We start from the raw sequence: 22,727 nt of genomic DNA, 5'->3' as shown, positions 1-22,727 counted from the left end.
TTCCCCGGAATGGAGAAAGCCGCACGACATAGTTAATGTCGTAGTTGTGTATAATATTCGCTTAAAGCCAATGACTTGCGGTTAAGAGTCGGTAACCCCGCGAGAAGCCAGCGCGGCCGGCGTGTCGTAATCCAAAAGGATGCCCGGGTCGTCCACAGGCACCTCGCAGACCCATTCCGCATGCGGCAGAAACAGGCTGCGGGCGCCGGTATCGCCTTCCAGCCGCAGCAGATCAGGCAGGAATTGCAGGCCCCAGAGCGTCGGATTGCCGCGTTTGCCGCTCAGCACAGGCAGGCAGATCGCCCGGCCCTCGACCGGATTGAAGGCGGCGATCAGGGCTTCCAGCGTCTGCGGGCGGACATCGGGCATGTCGCCCAGGCAGACCAGGACGCCATCCAGGCCGGGCGGCAGGGCCGTCAGGCCGGCGCGCAGCGAGGAGGCGAGGCCGTCGGCATAGGCAGGGTTGTGGATAATCTTGACGCCGCTGCCGGCCGCGCGAGTGACCGCCTCGGACTGGTGGCCGGTCACCAGCAGCACGGGGTCGGCTGACGAGGCTTGGATCGCCTCGACCACATGGCGGACCACCGGTTTGCCGTCCAGGTCGGCCAGCAGTTTGTGCCCTTCGCCAAAGCGCCGAGACAGGCCGGCGGCCAGGATCAGGGCGCCGATCCGGGGGCGCCGGGGCGCTGCGGGGGCGGCCGTGTCTGCGCCGGCATCGGCCAGGCTGCGCGGCATGGGCCGGGTCGGGATTTCCTTCAGCAGGCCGCCGGCGCCCATGCGCATCAGGTCGCGGCGACCGATCGGCAGATCGGCGCAGAGCCGCTGCAGCACCCAGTCGAAGCCGTTCAGCTTGGGTGACCGGGCACAGCCCGGCACGCCAACCACGGCAATATCCTGCAGTTGGCCCAACATCAGCAGATTGCCCGGATCGACCGGCATGCCGAAATGCAGCACTTCGCCGCCGGCCCGCACCAGCCCGGCCGGCACCACATCCAGCCTGTCGACAATGGCCGATGCGCCAAAGACCAGAATGGGCGCGCAGCCCTGCGCCTTCAGGTCTGTAATGGCGGCAGCCACGGCCGCTTCGTCATGGGCGACGATGCTTGTGCCGCCGATACGGCTGCCGAATTGCGCCAGTCGCTGCGTTACGGCCTGCTCGGTCTTGGTCAGCACGCTGTCCTTGGTGCTGCCCACGCGCGTCATCACCAGGCCGAAGTTCTGGGCACGGAAGGGCGCCACCTGCACCAGCGGCGCGCCGTCGCGCAGCAAGGCCTCGCCCGCGGCGATCACGGTCTTCGGTGCGGCAAATGGAATGATCTTCACAGTCGCCAGCATCTGGCCGGCATCGACCGGTTCGTAATCGGCAACCGTCGCCACTGTCAGGGCTTCGTCCAACTGGTTCAGGTCGTCCAGCCGTGCAGTGTCGATGCGCGCAAGGCCAGCGCTCTCGGCATAGAGATTGGCGCGACCGGTGAAGGCGGCGGCTGTACGCGCCTGCGGGCCGGCGAGTACAGCGGCGATGCGGCGTGCAGCTTCATCCTCGGCCATGTCGCCGTCATCGAGGCGGGCGATGTAGATTCTGGCATGGCCGGCTTTTTCGAGCGCCGCGACATCCCCGGCGCTCAGCAAGCGACCCTTGCGAAAGCGCTCGCTGCCGGCGCTCAGACTGTGGCCGAGAATGCCGCCGGCTGCCTCGCGCACCGGCACGGGACCAAAGAACATGTCAGGCCGCCGCCGACGAAGAAGCGGGCGCGGTCGTCTGGCGCAGGGTCACGGTCATCTGCGCCAGGATGGAGATGGCGATCTCGGCCGGCGATTTCGCACCGATGCTCAGGCCGACCGGACCATGGATGCGGGCAAAGTCATCCAGCCCGAAACCGGCGGCCATCAGGCGCTCGATGCGCGAGGCGTGGGTCTTCTTGCTGCCCAGCGCGCCAATATAGAAGACATCGGATTTCAGCGCCGCGATCAGCGCCGGATCGTCGATTTTCGGATCATGGGTCAGTGTCACCACGGCGGTGCGCAGGTCGGGCTTGAGCTCGGCCATGGCTTCGTCGGGCCACGCATTCGACAGCGTAACGCCGGGGAAGCGCTCGACCGAGCCAAACGCGCTGCGCGGATCGATCACGGTGACGGCGTAGCCAGTGAACTGCGCCATCGGCACCAGTGCCTGGGCGATATGCACTGCGCCGACCAGGATCAGGCGCAACGGCGGATTGAATACATTGAGGAAGAGGGGGCCTTGCTCGGTTTCGATCGTGCGCGGCTTGTCTTCCAGCAGGGCGGCGCGCGCCGCTTCGCCGATGCGCGGATCAATGTCCTTCAGGCCTTTCTTGCCCATCAGATAGAGCAGGCGCTGTTCACCTGTCTTCAGAAAGGTGGCCAGCACGACGGGGCGCTTCTCGGCGCGGTCGGCCTGCAACTGCGTGAGGATGTCCTGTTTCATCCGTCCAGCCGCTCCACATAAACCTGGATCTTGCCGCCGCAGGCGAGGCCGACTTCCCAGGCCTGCGCATCCGACACGCCGAAATCAAGCAACCGCGGCTTGCCGTCGCCGATCGCATCCAGCGCTTCGGTCACAACGGCGCCTTCGATACAGCCACCCGAGACCGAACCGATGAACTTGCCTTGGTCATCCACGGCCAGCTGGCTGCCGACGGGGCGCGGGGCCGAACCCCAGGTGGTGACGACCGTGGCGAGCGCCACGGCCTTGCCAGCCTGTTTCCAGTCCAGTGCGGTGGCGAGGATGTCCTCGGAGGCAGTGGCGGAAAGATCGGTGCTGGTCATGCGGCCATCCTTCTCAGGTTCTGTTTCAGCCGGTTGCCGGCATCGCTGTCCTGCGACAGGGCGGCGGCCAGATCGGCGATGGAGCTAAGATTGTGAACCGGGCGGAAATCGTCAACCTGGGGCAACAGCGTGCGAATGCCGGCGGCTTTCGGTTCGAAACCGTCCCAGCGTAGCAGGGGGTTGAGCCAGATCAGGCGGCGGCAGGATTTGTGCAGCCGTTCGATCTCGCGGCTCAGGCCCGCACCGCCGTCACGATCCAGGCCGTCGGTCAGCAGCAGCACGACGGCGCCCTGGCCCAGCACGCGGCGCGACCAAAGGCGATTGAACTCGGCCAGCGTCGCCCCGATGCGGGTGCCGCCGGACCAGTCGGGCACGCGTTCGCTCACCGCGGCCAGCGCCTTGTCGACATCGCGCTGCCGCAGCAGGCGGCTGATATTGGTCAGCCGCGTACCGAACAGGAAGCTGTGCACGCGGCTGCGGTCGTTGCTGAGCGCATGCATGAAATGCAGGAACATGCGGCTGTACTGGCTCATCGAGCCCGAGATGTCGCACAGCACCACCAGCGGAGGCGGGCGCTCTCCTGCGCTCTTGCGCTTGAGCGGGATGATGGTACCACCGGTGCGCAGCGACGCCTGAAGGCTGGCGCGCAGATCGATACGATGGCCGCGGGGGTCGGGTTTCAGGCGACGTGTCTTTGCCGGCCGGAACGGCCATTCGATATGCTTGAGCGCGGCTTTCGCGATTTCCAGTTCTTCGGCCGACATGTCGGCGAAGTCCTTCTTCTGCAACAGCTCGTCCGCCGAGAAGGTCAGCGTGGCGTCGATATCGACATCCTTCGGCTCCTGTGAAGGTTTGCTTTCGCCGCGGCCCGGCAGAAGGGCCTGCCGCAGGCGCTGCGACACGGCATTCTTTTTCGGCTCAGCCGTACCTTCGGCTTCAGGCAGCAGCAGCGCCATCATGCGCTCGAGGATTTTCGGATCGCGCCAGAAGATGTGAAACGCCTGGTCGAACAGCTCGCGCTGGTCGCGACGGTTCACCAGAACCGAGAAGAGAGTCCAGTAGAGATCGTCGCGCCGCCGGATGCCGGCGGTCTCCACGGCGCGTACCGCGTCGATGGCCTTGCCGGGCCCGAGGGGCAACCCGGAGGCGCGCAGCAGGCGCACGAAATGCACGATGTTTTCCGCAAACGCGCCGCCGCCGCCGCGTTCACCTGAGGTGTGATCGGGCAGCAGCGTCATGTCAGACGCTCCCCATGTCAGACACCGAGGGCAGCCATATCCTGCTGCACCTGGCGCAGGATGGTGGCGGCCTCCGAGCCCTTCATCTTGGCGATGTCGTCTTGATACTTCAGCAGCACGCCCAGCGTGTTGTCGATGGTATCGGGATCGAGGCTGACTTTGTCGAGGAAGGCCAGCGCGCGCGTCCAGTCGATGGTTTCGGCCACGCCGGGCAGCTTGAACAACTCTGTTTCGCGCAGGTGCTGCACGAAACCGACGATCTCGCGGCTCAAGCGCTGCGGTGCGCCTGGCACCTTGCGTTGCAGGATACTGAGTTCGCGCTCGGCGTTGGGATAATCAACCCAGTAATACAGGCAGCGGCGCTTCAGCGCGTCGTGGATCTCGCGCGTGCGGTTCGAGGTGATGATCACGATCGGCGGTTCTGCGGCCTTGATCGCGCCGATCTCCGGGATGGTGATTTGGAAGTCGGACAGCACTTCCAGCAGATAGGCCTCGAAGGGCTCGTCGGTGCGGTCGAGTTCGTCAATCAGCAGCACCGGTGCGCCGGCCGGGTCAGGCTTCAGGGCCTGCAGCAATGGGCGTTCGATCAGGAAGTCCGGGCTGAACAGATCGCGGCCGAGCTTGTCCTTGTCACCGGTGCCGGCGGCTTCGGCCAGGCGGATTTCCAGCATCTGGCGCGGGTAGTTCCATTCATAGACGGCCGAGGAGAGATCGAGGCCTTCATAGCATTGCAGGCGTACCAGGCGGCGCCCCAGCGTGGCGGCCAGCACCTTGGCGATCTCAGTCTTGCCGACGCCGGCTTCGCCCTCCAGGAACAGCGGCCGGCCCATCTTCAGGGCCAGGAACAGCGTCGTGGCGAGTGAGCGGTCGGCAACATAGTCGCCCCGGCTCAGCAGGGCTTCGACGGCATCGATGGAAGCGGGCAGGGCGGCGTTCTGAGCGGACATGGCGACAATCTAGGGCAGGGGTGGCGGAAATCATGCCCGGTTCAGGCCTGTGTCACAAGGCAGCCGGATCCCGCGTCTTGGTCTGAGGAACCCGGAGACGGTCACAGTCTGATGCTGCTGGGCGACGGCGCCGAAAAGCGCTGCAGCAAGGCTAGCGCGCCAGGACGGTGTAGCCGCGCTCGATCACGCGTTTGGTTGCCTCGAAAGCCTGCACAAGCTCGTCATTAGCCTCGCGGGCAGCTTTCAGGTGCCCAATGTCCTCGGGCGTCGGGTTGGCTTTCTGAGACAGTTCCAAAGCAGCCTTCACATAACGGGCGCGCGCTTCCGCCACGCGCACCGCGAAGGCCATGAAGGATTCCCGGGTCAGTTCCGGCACGGCCTTTTTCAGTACCTCGCGATTGGCGCTGAAAATGCCCATTTCGACCTCTTCCAGGAATTTCTGCAGCTTGCGCTGAGATTCCCGGTCCAGCATGTCCTTGCTGACGAAGTGATCGACCTTCTCGTTCTTGCTGTAGCCGAGAATTTTCACCGCCGCCTCCTGCTGCGAGTCGCCTCAGCCTAAGATAGAGGAGGTGGGGGGGCAGGAATAGCAGGCAAGCGGCCGGGCAGTCCGTTTGAGGGCCTGGGGGGCAGGTCAAATTGTTAAGGAAATGATGGAGGTCTGGGCCGGAATTGAACCGGCGTACGCGGATTTGCAGTCCGCTGCGTCACCACTCCGCCACCAGACCTCGGAGAGGGCCCTTACTAAGGGTTTCGGGCCGGCCGGGTCAAGGCTTTGCCTGTTTCACCACCGAGCCCCCCGCGAGAGGTGGGGAAGCTGTGACGGTGGCCACCGCCAGCACCCTCGGGATGGGCTAAACCACAATAGAACCGTTGTTTTTACGGCACCGCAGCATTATAACGGCGCCAGTCTTTTGTCGTATCCGGACCTCCCGTCCCAGCCTCGGATATTACCCTCATGGCCGCCGCCGAACTCTTTGCCGAAGCCCGCCGTCAGATGGTGCTCACCCAGCTCCGTCCCAACAAGGTGATCGACGAGCAGTTGATCGCCGCCATGGCCGGCGTGCCACGTGAGGATTTCGTGCCGCAAGCCTATCGCGGCGTGGCTTATATGGACGAGGACGTCACCGTCGCCCCGGGCCGTTGCCTGATGGAACCGATGGTGCTGGCCCGCCTGCTGCAGGAAGCCGAGATCGAGCCGACCGACAAGGTGCTGGTCGTTGGCGCCGCCACTGGCTACGACGCTGCCGTGATCGCCCGGCTGGCCGGTTCGGTCACAGGCATTGACTCCGATGCAGCCCTGGTTGGACAGGCCAGCAAGACCCTGCAGGCCATGCAGGTTGCCAACGCCTCCGTCGCCCAGGGTTCGCTCAAGGACGGCGCGGCGGGCAAGGGGCCCTTCGATGTCATCCTGATCTCTGGCGCCGTGCCGGAAGTTCCTGCCACCCTGCTGCAGCAGCTGGCCGATGGCGGTTGCCTGATCGGTGTGGTGCGCGGCATCGGTGCCCCGATCGGCCAAGCCGTGATCATCAAGCGCGCGGGCGATCTGTTCCCGCAGCGTGTGCTGTTCGACGCCGGTACGCCGGCGCTGCCGGGCTTCGAGGCTGCGGCCGGTTTCGTGTTCTGATGCCCGACGCGCCGCTCGAAATCGGCGTGGCGGAACTCGCGGACTGGCGCAGTGCCGGCCGCGAGATGACGGTTCTGGATGTGCGCGAGGACTGGGAGGTCGCCACCGTGGCCCTGCCGGATACGCTCAACATCCCGATGCAGCAGCTGCCCGCACGGGTGGCCGAGCTGCCGAAGGACAAACCGCTGGTGGTGATGTGCCATCACGGCGGGCGCAGTCGCCAGGTGACCGGCTGGCTGCGGCAGAACGGCTATACGCAGGCGACCAATCTCGCCGGCGGTATTCATGCCTGGGCCACGCAGGTGGAACCCGGCATGGCGACCTACTGAGTTTAGTACAGTTATAAAAAAATAAAGAGTTTCGGGAACACGATCGGGGCGCGCTGGTGCGAAAAAAGTTTTGGACAGAATACAAGGACGGATGCGCGTCATGAGCTTCAAGAACATTCTGCTGGCGACCGCTGTCGCCACGAGTTGCCTGGTGATCGTGCAGCCGGTCAGCGCCCAGGCGCTGAATGAAGTGCTAAGCGCGGCCTACAACAACAACCCGACCCTGCTGGCGGCACGTGCAGCGTTGCGGGCTACCGATGAAGGCGTGCCGCAGGCGCTGTCCAACTGGCGTCCGACCGTCAATGTCACCGGCGAGGCCGGTAAGCAGCGCCAGGAATTCGATCCCTCGACCGTTTCGCAGCCGAGCGACACCATCGATCCGCGCACGCTGTCGCTGACAGTCTCGCAGCCGTTGTATCGAGGCGGCCGCACCGTTGCCGCGACGGACTCTGCTGAGGCGTTGGTTCTCGCCGGCCGCCAGGACCTGGCCGCCACCGAGCGCCGCGTGCTGCTGGATGCCGTCACCGCCTATATGGACGTGGTGCAGAACCAAGCGGTGCTCGACCTTAACCGCAACAACGAAGAAGTGTTGCGCCGCCAGCTCGACGCCGTGCGCGAGCGCTTCCGCGTTGGTGAAATCACCCGCACCGACGTGGCGCAGTCTGAATCGCGCCAGAGCCGCGCCACCGCCGATCGCATCTCGTCGGAAGGTGCGCTGGTGTCGTCGCGCGCCGTGCTGGCTCGCGTGATGGGCGAAATGCCGCGCACGCTGAATGCGCCGCCGCCGCTGCCGCAGTTGCCGGCCAGCGAGGAAGAGGCGGTTGCCATTTCCTATGACGAGAACCCCGATCTGCTCGGCGCGCGCTTCCGCGAGGTTGCCGCCAAGAATGACGTGCGTGCCGTTTCCGGTGCGCTGCTGCCGACCGTGTCGCTGAATGGCACGCTGACCAAGGCGGACGAGACCACGCGCGCCAACTTCGAGTCCGAGACCGCCAAGGTCGCGTTGCAGTTGACCATGCCGCTGTATGAAGGCGGCGCGGTCTACAGCCAGACGCGCCAGCGCAAGCAGGTGCATAACCAGCGCCGCATCCAGGTGGAAGAGCAGCGCCGCGCCGTGCGCCAGTCGGTGGTGCAGGCCTGGGAAGGCCTGTCGACCGCACGCTCCAACATCACGGCGCGCCGATCGCAGGTCGATGCCTCGCGCATCGCGCTGGAAGGCGTACAGCAGGAAGCGGAAGTGGGGTCGCGCACCACGCTCGACGTGCTGGATGCCGAGCAGGAATACCTCGACGCCCGCGTGGCCGAGGTGCGCGCCCGCCGTGACGAATATGTTGCTGGTTTCACGCTGCTGTCGTCGGTCGGCCGTCTCGGCGCCCGTCAGCTCAGCCTGAGCGTCGACTATTACGACCCGGAGACGAACTACAAGCGCGTGCGCGACAAGTGGTTCGGCACCGATGGCGGCCTGAACGCCGACGACTGAGCTCCCGACTGAACACCGCTGCCCGATTCATGGTTAAAAACCGCCGCGAATCGGGTGCGGTCTGCAGAAAAACATAATCGGGCCGGGAATTTGGGGAAATATCCCTTAACCCAGGTTAACAGTTCGGTTATCTTTCCCACGCATACCATGGACCGGATGATTCGGCTCAGGCCGCACGGTTTTGGCCTGCAATGCGTAGCAGAAAGATAGTATCGGGCACGGGATGAGCGACCCCAAAGCTGGCCAAAATGAACCGACAATGGAGGAAATCCTTGCCTCCATCCGCCGGATCATTTCCGAGGACGGGGCTGATCAGGCCCCGCCGGCTGATGCCGCGCCTGCGGCTGCGCCCGCACCGGAGCCCGAACCCGAGCCGATGATGGATCCGGAGCCGGTCATGATGACCGAGCCGGAACCCGAGCCCGAGCCGGAACCCGCTTTCGAACCCGAACCGATGATGCCCGAGCCGGAGCCCGAGCCCGCCATGATGGCTGCGCCCGAGCCGGAACCGGCTTACGAACCGCCACCGCCGCCACCGCCACGTCGGGCTGCCTCGCCGCCGCCGCGCCCGCAGGCCCAGGCGCCCCGCGAAGATATCTTCGAACTCACCGACGTGGTGCATGGCGAAGTCGAAGGCCTGGTTTCGCCGCCGATCGCCGCCCGCGCCGCCGCCCATCTGGGCCATCTGTCGGGCGCCGTTGCCGGCAGCCGCGCCATGGCCATGGGCAACAGTCAGCGCACCCTTGAGGAGCTGGTGAAGGAACTGCTGCGTCCCATGCTGAAGGAATGGCTGGACGCCCATCTGGCCACCATCGTGCAGCGCATCGTCGAGCGCGAGGTCGCCCGCCTGACCATCCAGGCGGAAGAAGAGCAGGACCACCTCTAAAACGGGCTTTTCCCGACTGCTGAGCTGATCGCCGGGGCAGGCCAAGGGCTGGACTGCCGCGCCCGGATCGTCTTTATTTTGCGCCCCTTTCCCAAGCTTACGCCCGAGTTGCCAAGATCATGCTGGACAAGACCTATCTGCCCCAGGACGTCGAGAACCGCCTGTACAAGGCCTGGGAAGACGCGGGTGCATTCAAGCATGGCGTGAAGACGGGGAAGCCCTACACCATCGCGTTGCCGCCGCCGAATGTGACCGGCAGCCTGCATATGGGCCATGCCCTCAATCACACGCTGCAGGACATCCTGATCCGCTTCCAGCGCATGCGCGGCCGCGATGCGCTGTGGCAGCCGGGCACCGACCATGCCGGCATCGCCACGCAGATGGTGGTGGAGCGCCAACTGGCCGAGAAGCAGGTCAACCGTCATCAGCTGGGCCGTGAGAAATTCGTCGAGCGCGTCTGGGAGTGGAAGGCGGAGTCTGGCGGCATGATTACCGGCCAGCAGCGTCGCCTGGGCGAAAGCTGCGACTGGAGCCGCGAACGCTTCACCATGGATGACGGCCTGAGCGCTGCAGTGCGTAAGGTCTTCGTCGAACTTTACCGCGAAGGCCTGATCTACAAGGACCAGCGCCTGGTCAACTGGGACCCCAAGCTGCTCACCGCGATCTCCGACCTTGAGGTCGAACAGCACGAGGTGAAGTCGCATCTGTGGTACTTCCGTTATCCCGTCGAAGGCATGGCTGATACCTTCATCACGGTGGCGACCACGCGTCCGGAGACAATGCTGGGCGATACTGGTATCGCCGTGCATCCCGAAGACGAACGCTACAAGGACCTGATCGGGAAATTCGCCATCCTGCCGCTGGTCGGTCGCCGCATTCCCATTGTCGCCGACGAATACTCCGATCCCGAGAAGGGCTCGGGCGCGGTGAAGATGACGCCGGCGCATGACTTCAACGACTTCGAGGTCGGCAAACGGCATAACCTCGAGATGATCAACATCTTCGACAAGCACGCGCATCTGAATGATGCCGTACCCGAGAAGTATCGCGGCTTGGAGCGCTTCAAGGCGCGCAAGCAGATCGTGGCCGATCTGGAAGAGCTGGGCCTTGTCGAGAAGATCGAACCCAACACCCACATGGTGCCGCATGGCGACCGCTCGCAGGTGGTGATCGAGCCTTGGCTGACCGAACAGTGGTATGCCAATGCCGAGGTGCTGGCGCGGCCGGCCATCGAGGCGGTGGAAAAGGGCGATATTCAGTTCGTGCCCAAGAGCTGGGAAAAGACTTATTTCGAATGGATGCGCAACATCCAGCCCTGGTGCATCTCTCGCCAGCTCTGGTGGGGCCATCAGATTCCGGCCTGGTACGGCCCCGACGACAAGGTTTTTGTCGCTTATGACGAAGCCGAGGCGCAGGCCGAGGCCACGAAGCATTACGGCAGGGCCGTCGAACTGCGCCGCGACGAGGATGTGCTCGACACCTGGTTCTCGTCCGCGCTCTGGCCGTTCTCGACGCTCGGCTGGCCGGAACAGACGCCGGTGCTGCAGTCGCATTACCCGACCGACGTGCTGGTGACCGGCTTCGATATCATTTTCTTCTGGGTCGCCCGCATGATCATGATGGGCCTGCATTTCACCAAGCAGGCGCCGTTCCATACGGTCTACATCCATGCCCTGGTCCGCGACGAGAAGGGCCAGAAGATGTCCAAGTCCAAGGGCAATGTCATGGACCCGTTGGACATCATCGGCAAATACGGCGCCGATGCGCTGCGCTTTGCACTGACCATCTTTGCGGCCCAGGGCCGCGACGTGAAGATGTCGGAGCAGCGCGTGGAAGGATATCGCAACTTCGCCACCAAGCTCTGGAACGCCGCCCGCTTCGCCGAGATGAACGGCTGCGCGCTGCCGCCTGATTTTGATATCGCCAAGGTGCAGGGCACCGTCAACAAATGGGCGCTGGGCGAGTTGAGCAAGGCGGCCCGCGACGTTGAAGCCGCGCTGGATGCCTACAAGTTCAACGAGGCCGCCGGTGCGCTCTATCACTTCACCTGGGGCACTTTCTGCGACTGGTATCTGGAACTGATCAAGCCGGCCCTGACCGGCGAGGATGCGGCACTCAAGGCCGAGACACAGGCGATCTGCGCCTATGTGCTGCGCCAGCTGATCCATCTGCTGCATCCCATCATGCCCTTCGTCACCGAGGAGTTGTGGGAAAAGCTGTATGGCGCGCCCAAGACATCAGAAGACCGTGGTTTCCTGATGCTGCGCGACTGGCCCAAGGACGGCGCACGCCCCGAGGACAAGGCGGCCTCGGCCGAGATCGATTGGCTGATCCGTCTGATCGACGGCGTGCGCGCCGCCCGCTCGGCGCTGAATGTGCCGGCGGCAGCCAAGATCGAGATGATCGTCAATGGCGGCTCGGCCGAGACGGCGGCGCGTCTGGCCCGCCATGCCGATCCGATCAAGCGTCTGGCCCGCATCGAGACCATCACGGAGAATACGGCCGCGCCGCAGGGCTCGGCCCGTATTGTGGTGGATGAGGCGACCTTCGTGCTGCCGCTGGCTGACGTGATCGACATTGCCAAGGAAAAACAGCGCTTGGGCAAGGAGCGCGAAAAGGCACTGGCCGAGATTGCCAAGATCGACGCCAAGCTGGCCGACACAACCTTCATGTCGCGCGCGCCGCAGGCCGTGGTGGACGAACAGCACGAGCGTCGCGCCACGCAATCCTCGCTGGCGGAAAAGCTGGCCGATGCGCTGCAGCAGCTGGGCTGATCATGACGCCCGCTGACAAGGCACTGCTGGAAGCCGCTTCGGCGCTGATCCGCAAGCGCTATGCCGTCGGGCGCCATCACATTGCCGCGGCGCTGCGCACGCGCTCGGGGAAGATCGTCACCGGGCTTCATCTGGATACCTATGTCGGCCGGGCTTCCGTCTGCGCCGAGGCCGTCGCCGTGGGGCAGGCGATGGCCGAGATTGGGTCGGATGATCCGATCACCGATATCGTCTCGGTGCGCCATCCGCGTCCGACCGAGCAGAACAAGGATATCCAGGTTGTCGCGCCCTGCGGCATCTGCCGCGAGATGCTGCGCGACTTCGCGCCCGATGCACGCGTGCTGCTGGCCAGCGAAGACGGTGGCCTGAAGGCTTATAATCCGGCCGAACTGCTGCCGCTCAAGTATCACCGGCAGCCATAGGCTGCTCTGGTTCAGCCCAGCGTGGCCAGCGCCACGCGCATGAAGTTGCCGCCCAGCAGCTTCAGCATGTCCTCGCGCTTGAAGCCGCGCGCCAGTAGCGCTGCGGCCAGCTCCGGCAGTCTGCGATAGCTCGGCAGCGCCGACGGGCTCAGCAGGCCCTGCATATCCGTGCCAATCCCGACATTGTCGATGCTGGTCAGATCGACAAGTTGCGCGATGCCGGCGGCATAGGCGTCCATGTCGGGGAAGATCGTGGTGGGCGGCCAGATGCCGATCACGCCGCCGGTGCCGGCCACCAGCCGGGCATGGTTGGGCAGGATCAGGCGGGTGAAGGCCCGGCTCTGCATGGTGACCGAGGTATGCGAGATCACCAGCGGCTTGGTGGTGACGCTGACGGCCCGCTTGACCAGATCGTAAGTGCCATGGGCGACGTCGACGATGACGCCGCGCTCGTTGCAACGGCGGATGACTGCCGCGCCGGCATCGGTCAGGCCACCGTGCACAGTGGGTTCAGTCTGGATGTCGCCCAGTTCGTTCACGCGGTAATGCGTCAGTTGCAGGAAGCGCAGCTTCCATTTTTCGTAAGCCTCGTCGACACGATCCGGCCGGCCTTCGGTGAAGTCGCCGCCCTCAGCCGAAACGATCACGGATGGCCGATCCGGATGCGCCGCCCTCAGGCTGGCGGTATCGGTGATGATCCCGAGTTTCTGCTCCTTCACCATGTCGTGCAGGCGGCCGAAGGCCTGCTGCGCGTATGTGTAGAGTTCGCCTGGATCCGGATTGCGGAACGGTCGGATGCGCTTGTCTTCGGTCGCATGGGTGGCGGGCGTGTCCGCCACCATGGCAAGGCAGATCACCGCCATGCGGCCGGCCTTCATCGGCTCGGCGACGGGTGTGAAGGGCGCGCGCTCCTGGATGCGCTTCAGGCCGCCGATCGAGCCGGTGTGGCTGTGGATGTCGATGGTGACGGCGCTGTCCAGCATCTGGCGCGCAGCAGTGATGGCAGCCTCGCTGGGCGCGGCCGAAGCCTCGGGCATCCAGGCCGACAGACCGAGCGCGGCGCCGGCGGCCGCGCCGCCAGCGAGCACCGCGCGGCGGCTGAAGCCTGGTGTCGTCCGTGCCGGCGGCAGCAGGCGGGCCTCCTGCAACTGATAGCGCCAGCCCATGGCGTCGTCGTTCAGCACCGTCCAGCGGCCGGCCAGCCGCACGGCATGGCCCGTGGACTGCACGGTTTCGTCGGTAAAGACTTCGATGCGGGCCTTGGGGCTGCGCGGCAGGTGGTCAGCGCAGCAGGCCGGCTCCTCGGTCAGGGCGAAGTGGCTGGTCTCGACATCGGGCTCGGCCGAGATCCAGCCGTCGATCTCGATCCAGGTGCCGGCCAGCCGGTCGGCCTCATCAGTCTGCGTCAACGTGTCCCAGGTGAGTCTCATGGCGCCCCCATTGCCATATCCTTGCCTGCTCCGGGGCGGCTGTGAAGGGGAAATGTGTCGGGACAATGCATCGCTTGACGGTCAGGCCGGCCGCTGCTCTGCTGCGGCAAAAGGGAGCCCGCCATGAGCAATCCGCAGGTCAATGACATTCTTGCCGTCGTCCAGATCTATCTGGACGGCTTGTATGAAGGCGACACCGCCAAACTGAAGCAGTCCTTCCATCCGGCCTCCAGCCTGTTTGCCGTGGCCGCCGATGGCAAGCTGGTGAACATGCCGCGCGATGAATGGTGCACGATGGTGGAAGGCCGTCCGTCGCCCAAGGCCAACGGCCAGGGCCGCGAGCATGACCGCATCCTGTCGGTGGACATCACCGGGCCGAATACGGCGCTGGTCAAGCTCAACTGCGCGATCCTGCCGCGCGTCTTCACGGATTACCTCAGCCTGATCAAACTGGACGGCCGCTGGCAGGTGATCAGCAAGACTTTTACAGCCGAAACCCTGAAGGCCTCGTAATGCGTGTCTTTGCCGTTCTGGTCATGCTGTTGATGCTCGGCGCCTGCGCCGATCCGGCGACGATGTTCGCCGGCGGTGCGCGCAACTGGTGCAAGAGCGCACCGAACTGCACCGTTCAGGACTGACGCTCATTCGGCCATGACGGCCTGAGCCTTCCTGGTTGAACTCTGGCGGATCGCCACGGCGGTCAGCGTGGTCAGTGCCAGCATGGCGGCGACAAACCACAGCACGCGGTCGGCATGGTCATGATCGAGCAGGATGCCGATCACCAGCGGCGCCATGGCCGAGCCGGCATCCAGGCCTGAATAGACAAAGCCGAAGACGCGGCCCGAGGCGCCTTTGGGCGCCGCGCCGCGCACGATCAGGTCGCGCGACGGCGTCGTGAAGCCCTGCAGGAAGCCGGCGCCGGCGATGGCCGCCACCAGCGCGGTGGCCGGCAGGTTGAGATTGGCCACCACCAGCATCAGCGCTGCCGCGCCCAGCAGGCCGGTGATCACGATGGCTTCCAGCTTCACACCCCTGTCGGCGACCCAGCCGCCAACCATCACGCCGCCGGATGCGCCGAGCAGGAAGCCGGTCAGTGCCGTGGTGGCCAGCGTCAACTCGGTGCCGTAGAGCGCAGCAAGCGTGGCCGGCAGGAAGTTCTGCGTGCCGATCAGCGCAAAGGACAACAGCAGGAAATAGCCAAAGCACATCACGACGGGCAGGCTGAGCAGCGGGCCGAGTGCTTCGGTTTTTTCACCGGCCTTGGCGGCGGCGCGACGGGCGGCGCCGGCATCGTCCTTGATCAGGTCGCGGTTCAGCAGCACGGCGGCGAGAATGGCATAGCCGATAAGCGCGGCGATGATCGGCGCGGCACGCCAGCCGAAGGCGGCGGCACCACCGGCCATCAGCACCGGCGCCAGGCCCCAGCCGAGATTGCCGCCTAGCGTATGCGTGCCATAGGCGCGGCCGAGGCGCTTCTGGTCGACCGAGGCGTTGAGGATCGAGAAATCGGCGGGATGGAACACGCTGTTGCCAATGCCGGCGACAACAGCGACGGGAAGCAGCATCCAGTAGCTGGGCACCAGGCCGTAGAGCAGGATCGCCGTGCAGAAGATGGCGAGGCCGCCGATCAGCACGTTGCGGGCGCCGACGCGGTCGACCAGGAAGCCAGCCGGTGTCTGCAGCACGCCGGAGGTGACGTAGAACAGCGTCATCACAAGGCCAAGCTCGGTATAGCTGACGGCGAAGTCTTCCTTCAGGAAGGGGAACAGCGGCGGCAGCACGAGCTGGAAGAAATGGCTGCAGCCATGGGCGATCCCGATCAGCGCCATCACCTTGACGTCGCGATTGGAAATGGCGGGCTGCTGGCCGGGAAGGGCGATGTCGGTCATGGCGGGCCTTGAGAAACGGCAAGAAACCCGGCTGTATCGCCGGTTGCCGCAAGCCTAACAGCTAATCCGCATACGACAACATGCGTAATGCGCAGGGCTATCATGTTTATGGAAAGCTTATACGCGATCTCGCAAACGCAAAAAAAAGCGCGGGGTTTGTGCCCCGCGCCAGTTCGCATCCCCGCGTGACTGGGGCTGCGCCTCATTTGGTCATCTTAACAGACTTATCGAGATAGTCATTGGTATAGAGCTTGGTCACGTCGAAGTCATGCTCCATGCCGAAATAGGTCTTCACCATCTCATAGTCGCTCTGCATGCGCTTGGCATCGAAGGCGCCAAGGGCGACACCGGTGGTGGTCGGATCCGTCATCAGTTCCTTGATGCGGTTCCACTGGTCGCGCTGGTTGGCTTCATCGAGGCCGCTGACGCTGGCCATCAGAGCCTTCAGGCAGGGACTGACATCGGCGACGCAGGCGGCAAAGGCCTTCTGCGAGACGGAGACGAACTTCGCCACCTTGTCAGGGCTCTTGGTCATGTAGGCGCCGCTGACGATGATCGAGTTGCCATACAGGTTCAGGCCCATGTCGCGCCAGGCGAGGAAGCCCAGGTCCGGGCCGAACTCGCGCACCTTCAGGTCATGCTCGTTATAGAAATCGCTGGTGATGTCGATCGCCTTCGCTTTCAGCGACGCGACCTTGGCCTGCGGCGTGATGTTGACGAAGGTGACGCTGTCCGCGCCGATGCCGGCCTGCTTGGCAAAGGCCGGCCACATGACACGTGAGGCGTCGCCCGGCGGATTGCCCAGCTTCTTGCCGGGGAAGTCCTTTGCCCCGGTGATCCCGGAGCTCTTGAGCCAGTAGAAGCCCTGCGGCGAGTTGGCATAGACGGTCATCACCGCGGCCAGATCGGCACCCTTGCTTTTGGCGACCAGCGCGGTCGCCATGTCGGCGATGGCGAATTCGGTGTTGGCCGCGCCCACGCGCTGGGCAGAGACGCCCGAACCCTTGCCGCTCTCGATGCTGACATCCAGACCGGCCTGGTCGTACCAGCCCTGTGCCTTGGCGTAGTAGTAGGGGGAGTGGTCGGCGGTCGGCACCCAGTTCAGCAGCAGGTTGACCTTTTCCTTGGCCTGCGCGCTGGCATCGGCCACAGGCAGGGCCAGGGCCGCTGTCACCGCAATGGCAAGAAGTCCACGGACTGTCATGATGGTTCCCCTCCGTTATGTGATTCGCCCCGGGATGAGTGATTTGGCCGGGCCGGCTGAAAGAAACTCTAGCCATACGGCAAAAGACGTTCAATAATTAATCAACCAGTTGGATGATAAGATAATGGGTATGCAGGAACCGGTTCAGGCCAGGGAAGACGGTGTTGCCGCCGCTGCGGGCGAGCGTCGCCGCGACCCGGTGGCGACCAAGGCGGCGCTGCTGAAAGCGGCGGTGGGCGAGTTCGCCGCCAAGGGTCTGGCTGGCGCGCGCATCGACGAGATCGCGCAGCGCGCAGGCGTCAACAAGCAGCTCGTCTATCACTACTTTGGCAGCAAGGACGAACTCTACCGGGCCGCACTGGAGCTGGTTTATGCGGAGATCCGCGAACGCGAGAAGGCGCTGCATCTGGGCGACTTGCCGCCGCAGGCGGCGATGGAGCGGCTGATCGGATTCTCCTTCGACTATCTGGCCGAGCATCCGGAATTCCTGGCGCTCCTCAATGACGAAAACCGCCAGGAGGCACGCCACATCCGCGGCTCCGAACGGCTGGAGGAAATGCATTCGCCGCTGGTCGCCCTGCTAAAAGAAACCCTGGAGCGGGGGGCAGAGGAGGGCGTGTTCCGCCGCGACCTCGAGCCGGTGCAGCTCTATATCTCTGTCGCCGGACTCTCCTACTTCTTCTTCTCCAATAATCGCACATTATCCGCCATTTTCGGGCGTTCTCTCGATACGCCCAAGGCAGTGGCCGAGCGCCGCCGCCATATCATCAGCTTCGCCATGAGCGCGCTGCGGCCCTGATTTAATCAATCAACTATTTGGTTGATTGTATCGAAAGGGCCGGCTAGGCTTCAGGTCAGGGACAGGGGAGTAAGCATGGCCGTGAGCGAGCCGAACGCGCAGCCTGAGGACAAGCCGAGAAGCAGCCATTGGCTGCGCTGGCTGACCATCGCCGCGATCCATGTGGTGGCTGTGATCCTCTGGGAAGTGCTGGTGCGCGCCACCAAGTTGCCGGCCTTCATCCTGCCGGCGCCCAGCGCCATCTTCGCCACACTGTCCAAGACCAATTACAGTTGGGTCTCCAACACGCTTGTCACTGCTGCCGAGATCTATGGCGGCTATCTGGTGTCGGTCGTCGCCGGCGTCGTGCTGGCGCTGATGTTTACCTGGTCGCGCGTGCTGACGCTGTTGGTGTTCCCGCTGTTCATTACGCTGAACATGATCCCCAAGGTGGCGCTCGGCCCGCTGATCATCGTTTGGTTCTCCTACGGTATCGGCACGAACATCCTGATCACGCTGTCGCTTTGCTTCTTCCCGATCCTGCTCACCACGGTGCGTGGCCTGAAGGAAGTCGAGCCAGACCTGCTCGATCTGGTGAAATCGCTGAAAGGTTCGCGCTGGCAGACCTTCATCTACATCCAGCTCCCGGGCTCGCTGCCCTACATCTTCTCCGGCATGAAGGTCGCCGCCATCCTCGCCGTCGCTGGCGCGGTGGTGGGCGAGTTCATTTCGTCTGACAAGGGCCTGGGCTATCTGATGATCCAGGTTCAGGCCTCGCTCGACACCCCGGCCATGTTCATGGCCGTCATCGTCATCACCCTGCTCGGCATCGCGCTCTACCTGCTGGTGCTGCTGCTCGAACACCTGCTGATTCGCAAGGATGCGAGGATCTCGTCATGACCAAGCACGGCAAGACCGAAACCTGGCTGGATGACAGCGCATTGCCCAAGGGCTTTGCCGACGAGGCGGCGCTGGAAGAATTCATGACGCGGCCGAGCCGCGCGCTGGCCGCCGATCTGGAAGCGGTCGATGGCGACATCATGATCCTCGGCGTCGGCGGCAAGATGGGCCCGACCATGGCGCGTCTGGCCAAGCGCGCGGCACCCGGCAAGCGCGTGATCGGCGTTGCCCGCTTCAGCGAGAAGGGCCTGCGGGAGGGCCTGGAAAGCCACGGCGTCGAGACTGTCACCGCCGACCTGATGGATCGCGATGCCATCGCCAAACTGCCGGTGGCGGCCAATGTCATCTTCATGGCCGGGCGCAAGTTCGGCGCCAGTGGCAACCAGGCGCTGACCTGGGCGATGAATGCCCATGTGCCGGCGCTGGTCGCCGAGCATTTCCGGGCCGCGCGCATCGTCGCGTTCTCGACTGGCTGCGTTTATCCCTTCGTGCCCGTCGACAGCCAGGGCGCCACCGAAGACATGCCGCCCAATCCACCCGGTGAATACGCGATGTCCTGCATCGGCCGCGAACGCATGTTCGAGCATTTCTCGCAGGTCCACAAAACGCCCGGCCGGCTGTTCCGCCTGAACTACGCCATCGATGCGCGCTACGGCGTGCTGCATGACATCGCGCGCCTTGTGCTGAATGGCGAGCCGGTCGATGTCACCATGGGCCATGTCAACGTGATCTGGCAAGGCGACGCCAACGCGCAGGCTTTGCGCTGCCTGAAGGCAGCCACCGTGCCGACCTCGCCGTTGAATGTGACTGGTCCTGAGACCATCGCCGTGCGCTGGCTGGCCGAGAGCTTTGCCCAGCGTTTTGGCAAGAAGGCCGTGATCACCGGCCAGGAAGCGCCGACGGCCTGGCTGAACAACGCCGCCGAAGCCGCGCGGCTGTTTGGTTATCCGCGCATTCCGCTGGCCAGCATGATGGACTGGATCGCCGACTGGGTGTCGCGCAGCGGCCGCAGCCTGGGCAAGCCGACGCATTTCGAGGTGCGCGATGGCGCCTATTAAGACGCTCGATATTGATCGTCTTGAGGCATCCGCCATTCCGGCGGCGCTTGGCTTGTCGGCCGAGGCCGGCTGGAACCAGACCGAGGCCGACTGGCGCATCTTCTTGGACCAGGGCCGCGTCTTCGCCATTCGCAATACAGACGGCAATCCCGTCGCCACCGCCGCGATCCTGCCCTATGGCGGCTTCGCCTGGATCAGCATGGTGCTGGTGACGGCCAGCCATCGCCAGCAGGGGCTGGGCAGCCGGCTGCTGAAGCATTGCATCGCAGAGCTGCAGCGCGCCGGCCGCACGCCGTATCTCGACGCCACGCCGGCCGGTGAGCGGGTCTATCTGCCGCTCGGTTTCCGCCCGGTCTTCGGCATCACGCGCTGGCAAGGGCAGGGCAGCCTGAAGGACGGTCTGGTGACGGCCGTCGATCTCGATGCCTGCCTGCGCCTCGACACAGACTCTTTCGGCGCCGAACGCGATGTGCTGCTGCGCTCGTTCACGGATCGCATGCCGGTGCTGGCGCTGCGCAAGGGCGAAGGCTTCGTGGTCGGGCGCAACGGCCGGCTCGCCACTCAGATCGGGCCGCTGAGCGCAGCCAATGAACCGGATGCGCTGCAACTGATGACGGCCGCGCTCGATCGCACCGTCGGTCCGGTTTTCCTGGATGTACCGGACCGCTGGACGCTGCTCAGTGCCGAGCTTCAGCGCCGCGGCTTCTCGGTGCAACGCAATTTCCGCCGCATGGCGCTGGGCAGCACCGCGCCCAATGGCGATCCGTCGCGCAGCTTTGTCATTGCCGGCCCGGAATTCGGCTAGACGCAATTCGGAATAAGAGGACAGATCATGGGTTTGCATCATTCCAAGCTTCCGGCCGATGTTCTCGCCAGCCTGCGCAAGGGCACGGTGATCCCGGCGCATCCGCTGGCGCTGGACGCCAACCGCGATTTCGACCGCAAGCGCCAGCGCGTGCTGACGCGCTATTACGTTGATGCCGGTGTCGGCGGCCTGGCTGTCGGCGTGCACACCACGCAGTTCGCCATCCGCGATGTCGGACTCTACGAGCCTGTGCTGTCGGCCGCCATGGAAGACGCGAAAGCCTGGACGGATCGCCCGCTGGTCATGGTCGGCGGCCTGGCCGGCAAGACGGCGCAAGCCGTGAAGGAAGCGCAGACCGCCGTGAAGCTTGGCTACCATGCCGGTCTTCTCAGCCTCGCCGCCATGAAGGATGCCGGCGTCGACGCGATCATCGCCCATTGCGAGGCGGTGGCTGCCGAAATCCCGCTGGTCGGGTTCTATTTACAGCCGGCGGTTGGCGGCGTGGCGCTGGATGCCGAGTTCTGGCGGCGCTTCGCCTCCATCGATAACGTCATCGCCATCAAGGTCGCGCCCTTCCACCGCTATCGCACGCTGGATGTGATGCGCGGCGTGGCGGCGGCGCGGGCCGAAAAACGCATCTCGCTCTATACTGGCAATGATGACCATATCGTCCTCGACCTCACCATTCCCTTCACGGTGAAGCGTGGCGACGAGACCGTAAACCTGCGCTTTGTCGGCGGCCTGCTCGGCCACTGGTCGGTCTGGACCCAGCAGGCGGTCAAGCTGCTGGAAAAGGCCCATGCCGCCGTGGCGAGCGGCAGCGTCTCGCCTGAGCTGCTCGGCCTCGATGCCCGCGTCACCGACTGCAACGCGGCCTTCTTCGACGTGGCCAACGACTTCCACGGCTGCATCGCCGGCTGCCATGAAATCCTGCGCCGTCAGGGACTGCTCGAGGGCATCTGGTGCCTCGATCCGAAGGAAGGCCTCAGCCCCGGTCAGGCCGCATTGCTGGATCGCGTCAGCACGGAACATGCCGATCTGTCCGACGATGCCTTCGTGAGGGCCAATCTGGCGCGGTGGCTGGCATGACGGCCGTAGCTCCTCTTATTCACCTCCAGAACGTCCGCAAGACCTATCGCGGCCGTGGCAAGGATTTCATCGCGGTCTCCGATGTCACCTTCGATGTGGAGGAGGGCGATCTGGTCTCGCTGGTCGGGCCGTCGGGCTGCGGCAAGACGACCGTGCTGAAGATTCTGGCCGACCTGCATCACGCTGATGACGGCGGCACGGTCGAGATCGGTGGCGGCACGCCCTTCACGCCCGGCCGCGATGTCGGCATGGTGTTCCAGCAGGCGCTGCTGCTGAAATGGCGCACCATCCTCGACAACGTGCTGCTGCCGGCCGATATCCTCGGCCTGCCGCGCAAGGCCGCGAAGGAGCGGGCGCGCGGCCTGCTGGCCATGGTCGGCCTGGCCGGCTTTGAAAGCAAATACCCCTACGAGCTGTCGGGCGGCATGCAGCAGCGCGCCGCCATCGCCCGCGCCCTGGTGCATGACCCCAAGCTGATCCTGATGGACGAGCCCTTCGGTGCACTGGACGCGTTGACGCGCGAGAAGATGAACCTGGAGATGCTGCGCATCTGGCAGGAAAGCCGCAAGACCATCATCTTCGTGACGCACAGCATCCAGGAAGCGGTCTTCCTCGGCTCGCGTTGCGCGGTGCTGACGGCCGGTCCGGCCCGCATGGCGGACTGCTTCACCATCGACCTGCCATTCCCGCGCACCCTCGACATGAAGACCTCGGAAGCCTTCGGCACCTATACCAAGCGGATCTACCGCCTGCTGGGCATGGAATAGACCCGGCTTGAAATTTCCGCTGGCCGTATCACATTGGTGGTATGGAAAACGCCGTCCATGATAATCCCGCCCACAGCCGCTTCGAACTCGATGTCGATGGCCAGACCGTCTTCGCGAACTACCGCTGGCAGGGTGACGTTCTCGCCATCACGCATGTCGAAGCGCCGGTCGCCTTGCGCGGCACCGGCGCGGCCGGCCGCTTCATGCAGGGTCTGATGGAGCAGATGCGACAACAGCAACAAAAAGTGCTGCCGCTCTGTGGCTATGCCAGCGCCTGGCTGCGCCGTCATCGCGAATTCAGCGATCTGGTCGTCTGA

The 22,727-nt window shown here is 64.6% G+C and carries 24 protein-coding genes and 1 tRNA gene; 15 read left to right on the top strand and 10 right to left on the bottom strand.

Annotation, left to right across the window (positions count from 1 at the left end; genetic code table 11):
- Nucleotides 1–81: 81 nt before the first annotated feature.
- The 7 genes from AC1RRT_RS19160 to AC1RRT_RS19130 form a co-directional block, all read right to left on the bottom strand.
- Complete coding sequence (locus AC1RRT_RS19160; protein WP_493015488.1) at nt 82–1,722, bottom strand: NTP transferase domain-containing protein; 1,641 nt, start codon at nt 1,720–1,722, stop codon at nt 82–84.
- Nucleotide 1,723: 1 nt separating this feature from the next.
- Nucleotides 1,724–2,446 (bottom strand): XdhC family protein, encoded by a 723-nt coding sequence (locus AC1RRT_RS19155; RefSeq protein ID WP_493015487.1) that lies wholly within the window; start codon nt 2,444–2,446, stop codon nt 1,724–1,726.
- Entirely contained in the window at nt 2,443–2,787 is a 345-nt protein-coding gene (locus AC1RRT_RS19150; RefSeq protein WP_493015486.1) for an XdhC family protein, read from the bottom strand. The genes AC1RRT_RS19155 and AC1RRT_RS19150 overlap by 4 nt, the downstream gene beginning before the upstream one ends.
- A complete protein-coding gene (locus tag AC1RRT_RS19145) occupies nt 2,784–4,025 on the bottom strand; it encodes a vWA domain-containing protein (protein WP_493015485.1) in 1,242 nt (413 codons plus the stop codon). Before AC1RRT_RS19145 ends, AC1RRT_RS19150 begins: the two co-directional genes overlap by 4 nt.
- Nucleotides 4,026–4,042: 17 nt before the next feature.
- A complete protein-coding gene (locus AC1RRT_RS19140; RefSeq protein WP_493015484.1) occupies nt 4,043–4,972 on the bottom strand; it encodes an AAA family ATPase in 930 nt (309 codons plus the stop codon).
- A gap of 151 nt (nt 4,973–5,123) precedes the next feature.
- Nucleotides 5,124–5,501: a hypothetical protein gene (locus AC1RRT_RS19135; RefSeq protein ID WP_493015483.1), complete on the bottom strand. Its 378-nt coding sequence runs from the start codon at nt 5,499–5,501 to the stop codon at nt 5,124–5,126.
- A 125-nt stretch (nt 5,502–5,626) separates the two neighbouring features.
- Nucleotides 5,627–5,700: transfer RNA gene (locus AC1RRT_RS19130), tRNA-Cys, on the bottom strand.
- A 230-nt stretch (nt 5,701–5,930) separates the two neighbouring features.
- On the opposite strand from AC1RRT_RS19130, the gene AC1RRT_RS19125 reads away from it, so the two are divergent.
- From AC1RRT_RS19125 to AC1RRT_RS19100, 6 genes are all read left to right on the top strand, one after another.
- Nucleotides 5,931–6,599, top strand: coding sequence for a protein-L-isoaspartate O-methyltransferase family protein (locus AC1RRT_RS19125; protein ID WP_493015482.1), 669 nt, complete (start codon nt 5,931–5,933; stop codon nt 6,597–6,599).
- On the top strand, nt 6,599–6,928 hold the full coding sequence (locus AC1RRT_RS19120; protein ID WP_493015481.1) for a rhodanese-like domain-containing protein: 330 nt from the start codon (nt 6,599–6,601) through the stop codon (nt 6,926–6,928). Before AC1RRT_RS19125 ends, AC1RRT_RS19120 begins: the two co-directional genes overlap by 1 nt.
- A gap of 100 nt (nt 6,929–7,028) precedes the next feature.
- Entirely contained in the window at nt 7,029–8,408 is a 1,380-nt protein-coding gene (locus tag AC1RRT_RS19115; protein WP_493015480.1) for a TolC family outer membrane protein, read from the top strand.
- A gap of 259 nt (nt 8,409–8,667) precedes the next feature.
- Nucleotides 8,668–9,294 (top strand): DUF2497 domain-containing protein, encoded by a 627-nt coding sequence (locus tag AC1RRT_RS19110; RefSeq protein ID WP_493015479.1) that lies wholly within the window; start codon nt 8,668–8,670, stop codon nt 9,292–9,294.
- A gap of 119 nt (nt 9,295–9,413) precedes the next feature.
- Nucleotides 9,414–12,068, top strand: coding sequence for a valine--tRNA ligase (locus tag AC1RRT_RS19105; protein ID WP_493015478.1), 2,655 nt, complete (start codon nt 9,414–9,416; stop codon nt 12,066–12,068).
- A 2-nt stretch (nt 12,069–12,070) separates the two neighbouring features.
- Nucleotides 12,071–12,490 (top strand): cytidine deaminase, encoded by a 420-nt coding sequence (locus AC1RRT_RS19100; RefSeq protein ID WP_493015477.1) that lies wholly within the window; start codon nt 12,071–12,073, stop codon nt 12,488–12,490.
- A gap of 11 nt (nt 12,491–12,501) precedes the next feature.
- On the opposite strand, the gene AC1RRT_RS19095 is transcribed toward AC1RRT_RS19100, so the two are convergent.
- The gene (locus tag AC1RRT_RS19095) at nt 12,502–13,920 is read right to left on the bottom strand and encodes a dipeptidase (protein WP_493015476.1); all 1,419 of its coding nucleotides are present in this window, start codon (nt 13,918–13,920) and stop codon (nt 12,502–12,504) included.
- Between the two features lie 123 nt (nt 13,921–14,043).
- Here AC1RRT_RS19095 and AC1RRT_RS19090 point away from each other — a divergent pair, with 123 nt between their 5' ends.
- Both AC1RRT_RS19090 and AC1RRT_RS19085 read left to right on the top strand, forming a co-directional pair.
- Entirely contained in the window at nt 14,044–14,433 is a 390-nt protein-coding gene (locus tag AC1RRT_RS19090; RefSeq protein WP_493015475.1) for a nuclear transport factor 2 family protein, read from the top strand.
- The gene (locus AC1RRT_RS19085) at nt 14,433–14,558 is read left to right on the top strand and encodes a hypothetical protein (protein ID WP_493015474.1); all 126 of its coding nucleotides are present in this window, start codon (nt 14,433–14,435) and stop codon (nt 14,556–14,558) included. The genes AC1RRT_RS19090 and AC1RRT_RS19085 overlap by 1 nt, the downstream gene beginning before the upstream one ends.
- 3 nt (nt 14,559–14,561) lie before the next feature.
- Here the strand turns inward: AC1RRT_RS19085 and AC1RRT_RS19080 are convergent, their stop codons facing one another.
- Both AC1RRT_RS19080 and AC1RRT_RS19075 read right to left on the bottom strand, forming a co-directional pair.
- Nucleotides 14,562–15,809: an MFS transporter gene (locus AC1RRT_RS19080; RefSeq protein WP_493015473.1), complete on the bottom strand. Its 1,248-nt coding sequence runs from the start codon at nt 15,807–15,809 to the stop codon at nt 14,562–14,564.
- Between the two features lie 202 nt (nt 15,810–16,011).
- Complete coding sequence (locus tag AC1RRT_RS19075) at nt 16,012–17,013, bottom strand: ABC transporter substrate-binding protein (RefSeq protein ID WP_493015472.1); 1,002 nt, start codon at nt 17,011–17,013, stop codon at nt 16,012–16,014.
- 130 nt (nt 17,014–17,143) lie between these two features.
- On the opposite strand from AC1RRT_RS19075, the gene AC1RRT_RS19070 reads away from it, so the two are divergent.
- The 7 genes from AC1RRT_RS19070 to AC1RRT_RS19040 all read left to right on the top strand — a co-directional run bounded on the left by AC1RRT_RS19070 (nt 17,144) and on the right by AC1RRT_RS19040 (nt 22,727).
- Nucleotides 17,144–17,812, top strand: a complete 669-nt coding sequence (locus AC1RRT_RS19070) for a TetR/AcrR family transcriptional regulator (RefSeq protein WP_493015471.1) — start codon at nt 17,144–17,146, stop codon at nt 17,810–17,812.
- Between the two features lie 81 nt (nt 17,813–17,893).
- Complete coding sequence (locus AC1RRT_RS19065; protein ID WP_493015470.1) at nt 17,894–18,691, top strand: ABC transporter permease; 798 nt, start codon at nt 17,894–17,896, stop codon at nt 18,689–18,691.
- Nucleotides 18,688–19,749 carry an NAD-dependent epimerase/dehydratase family protein gene (locus AC1RRT_RS19060; protein ID WP_493015469.1) on the top strand — a complete coding sequence of 354 codons (1,062 nt, stop codon included), beginning with the start codon at nt 18,688–18,690 and terminating at the stop codon, nt 19,747–19,749. Before AC1RRT_RS19065 ends, AC1RRT_RS19060 begins: the two co-directional genes overlap by 4 nt.
- Entirely contained in the window at nt 19,736–20,554 is an 819-nt protein-coding gene (locus AC1RRT_RS19055) for a GNAT family N-acetyltransferase (protein ID WP_493015468.1), read from the top strand. Before AC1RRT_RS19060 ends, AC1RRT_RS19055 begins: the two co-directional genes overlap by 14 nt.
- Before the next feature lie 27 nt (nt 20,555–20,581).
- Entirely contained in the window at nt 20,582–21,643 is a 1,062-nt protein-coding gene (locus AC1RRT_RS19050; protein ID WP_493015467.1) for a dihydrodipicolinate synthase family protein, read from the top strand.
- Nucleotides 21,640–22,410: an ABC transporter ATP-binding protein gene (locus AC1RRT_RS19045; protein WP_493015466.1), complete on the top strand. Its 771-nt coding sequence runs from the start codon at nt 21,640–21,642 to the stop codon at nt 22,408–22,410. The genes AC1RRT_RS19050 and AC1RRT_RS19045 overlap by 4 nt, the downstream gene beginning before the upstream one ends.
- A 41-nt stretch (nt 22,411–22,451) precedes the next feature.
- On the top strand, nt 22,452–22,727 hold the full coding sequence (locus AC1RRT_RS19040; RefSeq protein ID WP_493015465.1) for a GNAT family N-acetyltransferase: 276 nt from the start codon (nt 22,452–22,454) through the stop codon (nt 22,725–22,727).

This window comes from Ferrovibrio sp. GW821-FHT12B10 (assembly GCF_058807515.1).
The sequence above is the reverse complement of the archived record's forward strand: the minus strand, read 5'-3'. Positions and strand labels throughout refer to the sequence as shown.